The organism is Clostridium sp. AM49-4BH, from assembly GCF_003478335.1.
GTDB lineage: Bacteria > Bacillota > Clostridia > Lachnospirales > Lachnospiraceae > Butyribacter.
In genome coordinates, this window is record NZ_QUFB01000082.1 from 1 (window position 1) to 6,534 (window position 6,534).

General features: G+C 37.1%; 9 protein-coding genes and 1 pseudogene. 2 read left to right on the forward strand and 8 right to left on the reverse strand.

Going from position 1 to position 6,534, the window contains the following annotated elements; translation table 11 throughout:
• Positions 1-105: 105 nt before the first annotated feature.
• From DW981_RS13855 to DW981_RS13875, 5 genes and pseudogenes are all read right to left on the reverse strand, one after another.
• A pseudogene (locus tag DW981_RS13855) lies at positions 106-1,103 on the reverse strand (permease).
• The gene (locus tag DW981_RS13860; RefSeq protein WP_118501729.1) at positions 1,100-1,399 is read right to left on the reverse strand and encodes a metalloregulator ArsR/SmtB family transcription factor; all 300 of its coding nucleotides are present in this window, start codon (positions 1,397-1,399) and stop codon (positions 1,100-1,102) included. The pseudogene DW981_RS13855 and the gene DW981_RS13860 overlap by 4 nt, the downstream one beginning before the upstream one ends.
• A 153-nt stretch (positions 1,400-1,552) precedes the next feature.
• Positions 1,553-2,308 carry an EFR1 family ferrodoxin gene (locus tag DW981_RS13865; RefSeq protein ID WP_118508149.1) on the reverse strand — a complete coding sequence of 252 codons (756 nt, stop codon included), beginning with the start codon at positions 2,306-2,308 and terminating at the stop codon, positions 1,553-1,555.
• Between the two features lie 67 nt (positions 2,309-2,375).
• Complete coding sequence (locus DW981_RS13870) at positions 2,376-3,008, reverse strand: ThuA domain-containing protein (protein ID WP_118508150.1); 633 nt, start codon at positions 3,006-3,008, stop codon at positions 2,376-2,378.
• Positions 3,009-3,208: 200 nt separating this feature from the next.
• The gene (locus tag DW981_RS13875) at positions 3,209-3,973 is read right to left on the reverse strand and encodes a recombinase zinc beta ribbon domain-containing protein (RefSeq protein ID WP_347474588.1); all 765 of its coding nucleotides are present in this window, start codon (positions 3,971-3,973) and stop codon (positions 3,209-3,211) included.
• A gap of 245 nt (positions 3,974-4,218) precedes the next feature.
• Here DW981_RS13875 and DW981_RS13880 point away from each other — a divergent pair, with 245 nt between their 5' ends.
• Both DW981_RS13880 and DW981_RS15970 read left to right on the forward strand, forming a co-directional pair.
• Entirely contained in the window at positions 4,219-4,446 is a 228-nt protein-coding gene (locus DW981_RS13880) for a hypothetical protein (protein WP_118508152.1), read from the forward strand.
• 72 nt (positions 4,447-4,518) lie between these two features.
• Entirely contained in the window at positions 4,519-4,644 is a 126-nt protein-coding gene (locus DW981_RS15970) for a hypothetical protein (RefSeq protein ID WP_279220199.1), read from the forward strand.
• Positions 4,645-4,829: 185 nt separating this feature from the next.
• Here the strand turns inward: DW981_RS15970 and DW981_RS13885 are convergent, their stop codons facing one another.
• From DW981_RS13885 to DW981_RS13895, 3 genes are all read right to left on the reverse strand, one after another.
• Entirely contained in the window at positions 4,830-5,171 is a 342-nt protein-coding gene (locus DW981_RS13885) for a hypothetical protein (RefSeq protein WP_147352665.1), read from the reverse strand.
• Positions 5,172-5,308: 137 nt separating this feature from the next.
• The gene (locus DW981_RS13890; protein WP_118508154.1) at positions 5,309-5,881 is read right to left on the reverse strand and encodes a recombinase family protein; all 573 of its coding nucleotides are present in this window, start codon (positions 5,879-5,881) and stop codon (positions 5,309-5,311) included.
• A 258-nt stretch (positions 5,882-6,139) separates the two neighbouring features.
• Positions 6,140-6,463: a hypothetical protein gene (locus DW981_RS13895; protein WP_118508155.1), complete on the reverse strand. Its 324-nt coding sequence runs from the start codon at positions 6,461-6,463 to the stop codon at positions 6,140-6,142.
• Positions 6,464-6,534 lie beyond the last annotated feature (71 nt).

Here is a 6,534-nt window from a genome sequence, read left to right on the forward strand (position 1 = left end):
TCTGTTCAATAAGATTTTTACTAACCGCCAAGTCAGTAGTCTTATTGTACTCTGAGGTATTTTCAATTTTCAACATCCACATTTTTTATTATACAGGAAGCTCCTTTATATCAAAAAATTTTGTAATCCGTTAAATACATAACCAACCACTATAATTCCGATTGCACAGATAGCAATAAAAATTCCAAGAAGTTTTGGTTTAATTGCTTTTCTTAGCATAATCAGAGATGGGAGCTCAATGTGGTTACCGCCATCATAAAAGATAAAATAGTTCCAAGTTGGGCACCTTTTGCAAGCAGAGCCTCTGCAATCGGTATTGTTCCGAAAATGTCAGCATACATTGGGATTCCGATTAAAGTTGCCAATATTACACCAAAAGGATTATTACTTCCAAGAATACTTTCCACCCATACTTCCGGAATCCAATTATGAATCAATGCACCAATACCCACACCTACCAGAATGTAAGGAAATACTTTTTTAAATGTAGATACTACTTGGTCTTTGGCATATTCCAGTCTTTCCTTTTGTGTTAATGTTGGAGAATCAATATCTACTGCACTTGCATTTCTTATAAAATCCTCTACATAATTTTCTAAATGCATTTTTTCTATGAAGGTGCCTCCAACTACAGCAATCACAAGTCCGAATATAACATATACCACTGCAACCTTTGTTCCAAAAATACTCATCAAAAGAATCAAACTGCCAAGGTCAACCATCGGAGATGAAATCAAAAAGGAAAAGGTTACTCCTAACGGTAGCCCTGCGCTTGTAAATCCTATAAACAAGGGAATAGATGAACAGGAACAAAACGGTGTTACCGTTCCAAGCAAAGCGGCAATACAATTTGCTGATACACCTTTAAATTTTCCCATGATTTTCTTACTTCTCTCTGGTGGAAAGTAACTTTGAATATAGGAAATCACATAAATCAGGAAACAGAGCAATACTGTAATTTTCAACACATCATAAATAAAAAATTGAATACTGCCACCAAGTCTGGAATTAACATCCAATCCTACTACCGTAAGTATTTTTCCTATCAACTCATTGAGCCACTTCATCCCCAGCATCTGATTCTGAATAAATCCCCAAATCATAAATTGCAACAACCCCCTTTACCACCAGAACAGGATAACCCTTCAATAAACTGTTTATATTCCTTTAATGTTTCACAGTTTAAAGAATAATGACTCCATTTTCCTTCCTTACGTGCATTTACCAAACCACACTCTGTTAATATTCTCATATGATGAGAAAGAGTTGGCTGAGTAATTTCAAAAGCTTCTAAAAGTTTACAGCCGCATTTTTCTCCCTCTGATAACATTTGGACAATTTGTAGTCTATTGCTATCTCCAAGTGCTTTACAAATAAGAGCAACATCCATAGTATTCATTACAATCACCTCACATAGATATTTATCTATGTGTTATTATATGCAATACATAGATGATTGTCAATGTATTATTTTAAAAAAGAATATGAATCACTCGACTCATATTCTTAATCATCTAATTCATATTCTCTTATTTATTACGAAAATCCCGATTTATAAGTACAATTTGTTTTCCTTCCTGCCGGAGCAAACCTTCTTCATTGTCTGTCCAGCGATAAAACTGACAAGCTTACTGTAATTTCTTGCTTTCTTCGGACAGACTGCTACGCAGTGCATACAGGAAATGCATTTATCCTTATCGGTCAGCTTCGGATTATCCAACGAAATGGCACCCGCCGGGCATTCTTTTGCGCACAGACCACAGGAAGTACATTTTCCATTTGCAACAGGTTTGAGCGGAACACCGTCATATTCTCGATATGGTCTGTTACCGGGGAATTCAGGTGTCTTTTGCGTTTCGCTGTTTTGCAGAATCTTTGCAGCAAATTCAAGCAATTCCTTTTCGTCCTGCTGATCCGGGCGTCCGGTTCCAAATTGGTTCATCAGGGAATGCTCTGCGACAGCCTCCATTCCTGCGATGCACACAAAACCTGATTCTTCCAGAACATCCTGTAACTCCAATAAAGTATCGTCAATCGCACGGTTTCCAAACACCGCCACAAGAATTGCCTTCGTGCCGTCTGCCTTTACATTGCGGAACATATCCGTTACGACCGAAGGAATACGCCCACCGTAGGACGGAACAGCAACCAAACACAAGTCCTCTTTTTCAAAGCTCACCTTCATGAGCTTATCCGGTTCTTTGATCAGGTCAATTTCTTTCGTGTACAGCTTCGTCCCTTTCGCAACAATATCCGCTACTTTCTTTGTGCCACCGGTTGGGCTAAAAAATATGTTATAAAATTTCATAATCTTCTCCTACTGATTCCTATTTATCCAATTAAACAAACTGATATTTGACGCTCTATTAATGCTATTAAACCCAATCAATAGCATTCTTTACAAGTTTGACAAATGGTTCATAGGTCAGATTTTGGGTAGTGTGTGCAGGAACGATACAGCAGATTTTTCCTTTGCCATAGGTGTGAATCCATACAGCAGGCTGAACGCCGTTCTTTGAAACGGTTTCTGCAAGAATCGTTGTATCAGCATTCGGAATCATTTTCATTACATAATGTTCGTCAAACTCAGGGAATGTGAATTTGCCAATGCCTTCAATAATCGGATGTTCTGCTATCGGTTTTACAGTAAGCAGACATTGTTCGGGATGAGTGATAAAGTTACTTCTTACAACATTTGTGAGGATTGCGTGATTTTCTGTGTAATCAGTAAGTGATGCGTGAAGCATAATCGTTCCCATACCATTCTGAACATCATTCAGAAATTTCTCCATCCATTTTTCATCACACCAGATTGGAGTAGGAATCTGATCATTTTCAATAGGATCTTTGAAAGACAAAAACAAATCAAACTGCCCGTTGAAATAATCATTTGGGTTCTTTGTGAATGTTACTTCATAATCTGCGTTAAACAGATAGTCCATCATAGGCTTGATGGAATCATCGTGATGCCAGTAATCGTGTACCAAAACAAATACTTTTTTACTCATAAGTTATACGTCCTTTCATCACCATTTTATGGCTACGTTTTTGTGAATTCTCGTTTTTTAGATGTGCGTTAAATTCCGATTGAACAAAATCGCTGCGCGATGGCCTGCCAAGGCTGTGGCGCAGTTTTATTTTTATTAAAAAGCAGTGGAATTACTTTCCATAATCCGTTATTGTTAAGTTACCACACGAAACAACTGAACTAAGAAAGCTTAACTTCTACATCTATGTGCTTTGTGGATTTTAGTTTGGACAATAAAACGCACGTTTCCACGGATGCAACATTTTCCCTTAAAGCATCCATGACCTCATCACTGACTGGAAATGCGTATTTTATCTCTTTTATCGGATTCTTTCCTTCTTCCCATGTTTCCTTTGGATGGAGCTGTACTTCCAATATCATACTTTCAATCAGCTTACGTTTGTCTGCATCATTCATTTTATCAAAAATCTTATCAAATACCAACAACATTTTATACACATTATCTTTGGTTAGTGTATTCTGCTCTGCCGATGCTTTTCGCATTTCACAGTCTGTAATCTGGTCTTCGATACTGTAAATTTCTTCATAAATCTTATTCAGGCGATTATTCATATCCCTGCGTTTACGCTCTGCATTTTTATCATCATCATAGATGCTGTCGATGTCCTGTTCCAGATTGCTTTTACTGCGTTCCAGCTTTGTCAGTTTCTTTCGGTAATTTTGAATCTCTATATCAATTTCTGATACATCCACCTTTTGACCTATCTGGCTTTGAATATCCTCTGCAAACTGCTGATTGCGTACTAACAGTTTGGTGTACTCAATCACTTCTGCTTCTATCCACTCTGCCGATATAGCATTTTTCTTACATTGACCGAATTTAGATTTTGCATAGTGTCCGCACTGGTATTTCCATTTATATCGCCTTGTGCCGTCCTTATTCGTCCATGCAGATGTATCTGAATACATGGAAGAACCACACATTGCTTGTCAAATAGACTGGTCATCATCGACATCAATAATATCAATGTTTTTCTTATAATACAACAATAATCTACATCTCTTAATAAGACTAACGTCTTATATAGAGTATAAATATAGGTGGTATATTGAGAAACTCCTTCTATTTCCTCTTCTTATCGCCTATCGGCGTAACAATGAAATAAATTAACCGCAAAGCTCCTATCGGAGCAAATACGAAAAATAACAAACGAAAGGAGGTACTACGCATGAATCCAAGCGATGATTTTGTAATGGAAGAAAAAGCACTAAAATTACTCGCCTCTCTTCACGAACTTACTTCTCTAAACATCGACTCGCAGAGTCAAACAACGTGCAACTTCTGTATCAGAAAAGTTCATTCTGTCATCAATGATACCATTCCATTTGAAGTAGCATGTGCTCTTCTGGAAGATGTCGAGAAAATCGTAACCATTCTTCAAACTACAAGTAATTAGAACACAGGGTATGGTTCGCCGTACCCTCCCCTATCGGGGAAATATCGAAAAAATAAACTGGAGGTACCATTTATGAATAACACAACACAAACTAACAATTTAACAACAGCGAAGCTTTTTGATGTAACAGCATTGGCAACATATATACGTACTCATCCGACATCTGGTGTAAATGAAATACCTCTGTCATCAACTTAAATATCGCCAGCGGTGTTGTAAAATACTCTGCTCCATAGGCGAAGCTTTCTTTTACCTGAGGCTGGTATGCTTTGTTCTCGTATTTATGATTAAATCATATGTTTTAATATCCATGTGCTGCTCCTTTCAAAAGAGGACTACCGAAGATTCCGATAGCCCCCATAAATCATATTGCTGTTATAAAGTTACTGTTGTTTTGCATTCTGGAATTTCTCAATCAATTCCGATACAATCAGTGCGGATGCATTGTGATAATCCTCGATGCTGTAATTCTTCTGGACGTATCTGTTCATTGCTTCCTGTGATGTACCAGCTTCTCCCATCAGCTTTTCAAGGTAAGCTATCTGTTTCTTTGTTGCTGGTTTTTTTGATGATGCCTTTGGTTTTGAATTCTGCTTTAACTCTTCGGGATTCTTACCGCCTACATTATCAGGTTCCAAATTCATGTCCTCAACATCCTGGGTGAAGCGTGCCGATAAATTGCCGACGTTTAATGTTGCATCAACCATAGCTCTCTTTTTCGCCATTTTGAGCACCACATTCTGCACACTGTAGCCATTGCTCTTATATTCTATTATCGGAATAAACGCAACGAGAAATTAGCTCTACTATTTCGGTTACCTAAGTCGGCAAAACACCGACTCAGATAACCGTATTACTCATATTATGCTTTATTTTCAGTTTTCTTTTTTCTTATCAACGTAGATTTACTAATGCCAGTCATCTGTTCCACCTGCCGATAGGAATGATTCTCTAACAGCGATAGTGCATGATTTATCTGTGTATTAGAAAACTTCTTAGGACGACCTTCTCTAAAATCAGGATTCATTTTTGCAATCGCCTTACCCTCACTGGTACGTTCAACTATCATGTCTCTTTCAAATTCGCTGAAAGCCAACATAATATTTCTTATGAGCTTGCCAGTAGGGGTATTATCCATTAAGCCCATATTGAGTACATGAACCACAATACCTTTATCCAGCAGCATTTCAATAAGTTCAATCCCTTGTGTAGCACTTCTGGCAATCCTATCTAGCTTCGTAACAATTAGCGTATCGCCTGACTGTAATACAGACATTAGTTTGTCTAATTCAGGGCGTTTTGTCCTTGTACCAGTAAACGCATCAGCATATATCTTAGTTGCTCCTGCTGACCGTAGGGCGTTTTCCTGTGCCTCTAAACTGTTACCGTCTTTTGCCTGTCCTCGCGTACTTACTCTTGCGTATCCATAAACCATAATGTGTATCTCCTTCCGTAATTTAATTTTGAGCATCAAAAAAGAAGGTATATTTCAACCTTCTTCTCTGATACTTATGAATATAAGAAATGACACCACTCCAACCCTTGATTTATCGTCAGGGGCGAAGCAGTGTCAATACTTAAAAGTTTTGAATAGCTCATTATTACAAATATTCATAATACTCACATTGTAATAATGAACTATTTATATTAGTTTCTATGTCTCTCTCGTTTAGGTTATCAAATACAAAGTCACTTAACAAAGTTTCGTATCTAATCCTGTTAATTTTTCAAGATATACTATATTAGCACCATTGTTTAACATATTATAAATCGCTGTCTTTTTATAACTTCCTGCAGGATAGATATATTTATCTCTTTTTCCACCAGATACTTTTTCTAACATTTCAACCAATCCAAGCCCTTCATACACTCTTGGAAGAGTTCTGTTAATTCCTTCTCGCTGACCTTTTTTATTCTCGCAAGAATACAAATACTCGAAAATTTTATCCTCTGTAGAATATTTTACTCTGTACTTCATTTCTGCATAATTTACAGAATTGATTATATCTTTTCTCAAATTATTAGGCAGCTTTACTTTTACATCATTATGAATTATTTTCTCTAAATTGTGTTGACCTAATCAACCCC